Source organism: Natronococcus jeotgali DSM 18795 (assembly GCF_000337695.1).
In the GTDB taxonomy this organism is placed as follows: Archaea; Halobacteriota; Halobacteria; order Halobacteriales; family Natrialbaceae; genus Natronococcus; species Natronococcus jeotgali.
This window is the reverse complement of record NZ_AOIA01000109.1, coordinates 1-3,618: the sequence shown is the minus strand read 5'-3', so window position 1 is coordinate 3,618 and position 3,618 is coordinate 1. Positions and strand designations below refer to the sequence as shown.

The window sequence follows — 3,618 nt, the reverse complement described above, 5'->3', positions numbered from 1 at the left end:
TTCAGACACATGAAAATGTGGTACGGGGCGCAACCTAACCAAACAATGACCGACGATTCATCGACCGATCGAACGATGCTTCAGACGGCACTGCTGGCGGTCCTCCGCGAGGCCAATACAGTTCGCGAGGATCTCGATCGGCTGCGGAGCGACGAGATGGATAGTACGCAAGCACAGAACGACGGCTGGTCCGGTACCCTCGAGCGGTTCATCACACCCGTGCGGGGGCTGGTCCTCGCGGCGATTACGACGCTGCTGTTCAGCCAGTCGGTACTGGCACAGTCTGGCGGTGGCGGTAGCGGGACGAACATCTGTAACGAAGGGTTCGGTCTGCTGATTTTCGACGTCCAGATGATGGCATGGCAAGTCATCATCGGCGCGCTGTTCGCGGTCTTCCTGCTGGGGATCGTCCTCCGGGCAGTGCCGCTGTTCACGGGCGCGACGGCGATGGGTTCGCTAATGATGATCGGGCCGATCGTCGGTGTGCTGGCGTTCCTGTTCTTCGTCCAGTTCATCGATATCGCGCTCGGCTACGCTGGCGGCCCCGGCATCGGTGAGGGCTGCTCGCCGTTCGTCTAACCCCCTTCTTCACCTACTATCAATGAACTCCCGACGAACCATCCTTGCAGTGGTGCTCGTGGTGCTCGGCACACTCACGCCGGGCCTGGGAGCTGCCGCTACGGGACCCGGCCCTGCTGACGACGCGGCCCTCCAGCCGCAACCACAGTTCGAACCCGACGATAACACCAGCGGCAACGAACCAGTCTGGCAGCCCGACTCCGGTTCTAACTCCGAGTCGGACTCTGGTGACGGCTCTGGCGAGGATGGTTCGGGGTCGAGTACCGAGCCGGTCGACCTCCCGTCGAGTAATTCTGGCTCCGACTCCGGATCTGACGCGAGCGCGGACGCGAACACAAGTGCTGGAGACGGAAACGGCAGCAACGGGATGAGCTTCCAGCCCTCTGCCGTGGACGAAGTCAACGGCGTCACACAGGAGGATCTCGATAACGGCTCCATCACGCAGGAAGAGTACGAGGCGCTGGTCGAGGCCCAAGAGGAGCAGAACGGCTCTGCCCGATCGCCACTCGGGGGCGCGGAAGACGTCGTCGAGACGGCAAGGAATCCGGCCGAAGCTGCCAAGACGGTCTGGGTTCGCCTAACTCAGATGTTCGCCTCGGGGATGAACACGCTCGTCGACCAGGTCTTCAACGAGGCGCTCGGCACGCCGACGATCAATAACGACGGTGCCTTCGGGATCTTCGGGACGCCCGAGGCGCTCGAGACGGGCGAGGAGACGCCGGCTAATCAGGAGGCGACGATCTACGACTCTGTCGCCTCCCAGAACTACGTGACGATCCACGAAAAGATCTTCATAGACCTGATTATGCCGATGGCGATCTCGATCATGTTCCTGCTGGCGCTGCTGATGCTCGCGGCGCCCGTGATGGCGCTCATTACTCGCCAGAAGGTCGGGTCGATGCTCGCTTCCGGTGTCTTCGTCATCCTGATCATCGTCGTCTCGTGGGAGTACGCCGCACTCATGCACGCGCTTAGTGATGCGGCAGTTCAGTACGTCCTTCCGGAGGGCGACCAGATCCTCGATACGAATGCGACGACATTCGGTGGCACTGTCGCGGTCGCGATCGGGATCTACTTCGGGGGCTGGAGCGCGGCCGTTATGCTCGTGGCGATCCACACGGCGCGTCACCTGCTCCTGTTCGTCTACCCGGCGGTACTCCCGCTGTTCCTCCTGATGGCGTACTGGGGCGGCCACCGACGAGTGAAGCAGATCGGGTCGTTCTTCATCTGGCAGTGGTACGGTCTGCTGGTGATGAACCTCCCGACGGCGATCCTCCTGCGGTTCGCGAACGCCGTCGGCTGGCAACTGTTCCCCGACGGCGCGGAGTTCGAGATCCTCAACCTGGGGGCGACGATCTCCATCTTCCTGTTGGCGGTCGCTATCCCGCTGGGCGTCTCGGGATCGTTCTTCCTCGTGGGGCTCTCGATGCGCGGGGCGACCGCTGGGGCCGCGACGGCCGCCGCTTCTCGGTTCACACCGTCGCCCCGGACGGCAGCGTCCCACGGCGGGGCGGCAGCTCGGAGCGCGGCCGGTCGCCTCAAACGCGGCGGGCAGACGGTCGCCAGCCGTGCCCATACGAAGTATCGGGAGTCGCGCTTCCCGAGCGTCACGCAGGAGAAGTACGCGACCGACGGCGGGACGCGAACCGACGGCGGCTCCTCGTCACGGTCGGGAACGACGACGCAGTCCTCGGGCGTCTCACCTGACCAGCGCAAGCGCGCGGCCAAACAGAAGCAGCGCCAGCGTAACCACGAGAGCCAGGTTGAACGTGCTCGAGAGGAGCGCGACAGCTACCGAAAGTGACCGAAACCTATGACAGATAACACCCAGAACGGCGGCACCGATTACAAAGTAATCCATACCGGCAGTAGCGCCCAGGTCGTCCTCGGCGTGAGCAAACTGGAGCTGCTGGGCGCCGTCTTCCCAGCAGGCGTTNATCCATACCGGCAGTAGCGCCCAGGTCGTCCTCGGCGTGAGCAAACTGGAGCTGCTGGGCGCCGTCTTCCCAGCAGGCGTTATCTGGTTTATCGGCGGCCAGATGGTCCCCGGCACGTTCGGCTCGTTGATGTACATCCCAGCGATCGCGTGGCTGCTCGCAGGGATCGGCTTTATCGCAGCCAAGCCGCCGTGGATGGGCGCCCGGCAGTACACTGAGACGGTCTTTCGCCGGATCGGCAGTCAGTCAACGATGCTCTTCGAGAGAAACCCAGACGACAGTGGTATCGATCACCCGACGAACAACNAGACGGTCTTTCGCCGGATCGGCAGTCAGTCAACGATGCTCTTCGAGAGAAACCCAGACGACAGTGGTATCGATCACCCGACGAACAACTCGTTCCGTGCGTGGGCGGCTCGTCTCGCTCTCGCGCCCCTTCGGTGGACGAACGCGCTGTTCTCGGTCGGCCTCGAGAGTCGATCCGAGACACCGGACGAAAAGAGCGATGGGCCAACCCGAACGCAGGACTTCGTCCAATTCAAGCGCGCCTATTCGGGAACGCCGGCCGTCAAGACCGACGAGGGCCACGTCGTCGGGGCGATCCGCATCTCCCCGGCGAACATGGTTACGTCGGGCGAAGATGAGTGGCAGCGCCAGGCGCGCTTCTACGCGAAGGTGCTGGATACCGCCGTGAAAGGCAATATCCAGATCGCCGAGTACATGCGGATGGTCGACTACACCCCGCGGATCGAGCGCTACGTCCAGCGCCGCGAGGAGATCGTCACCACGGCCGACGGTGAGGCGCCGCCGGGCGAAGTCGATTATGAGGATCTCGAGTTCGGGAAGCAGGTGCTCGCGGATCTCTGCGAGGAACGTGCCGACGTCGTCTCGCTGTACGACCTCTCGACGTACACGGTCGACCCATATCTGATCGTGGAAGTGAAGCCCGAGGACGTGGTCTCTGAAGACGACGTTGAGGGTGGGCTGGCCTCGGTGCCGGTTATCGGCCGGGTCTACTCCCACCTGAAGGTGCGCGAACTCAAGCGAGAGGGCGAACATACTCCGCAGATGATCGACCTGCTCGAGGACCGGCTGGATACGG

At 63.2% G+C, this 3,618-nt stretch carries 2 protein-coding genes; both read left to right on the top strand.

Annotated elements, in window-relative coordinates; genetic code table 11:
- Positions 1-75 precede the first annotated feature (75 nt).
- On the top strand, positions 76-579 hold the full coding sequence (locus C492_RS11005) for a hypothetical protein (protein ID WP_239643433.1): 504 nt from the start codon (positions 76-78) through the stop codon (positions 577-579).
- 388 nt (positions 580-967) lie between these two features.
- Positions 968-2,383 carry a hypothetical protein gene (locus tag C492_RS11000; protein ID WP_152424894.1) on the top strand — a complete coding sequence of 472 codons (1,416 nt, stop codon included), beginning with the start codon at positions 968-970 and terminating at the stop codon, positions 2,381-2,383.
- The last annotated feature ends 1,235 nt before the right edge of the window (positions 2,384-3,618 follow it).

Excerpts from the sequence above, each read along its gene's own strand:
- C492_RS11005 (WP_239643433.1), top strand. The coding sequence starts at position 76 with ATGCTTCAGACGGCACTGCTGGCGGTCCTCCGCGAGGCCAATACAGTT.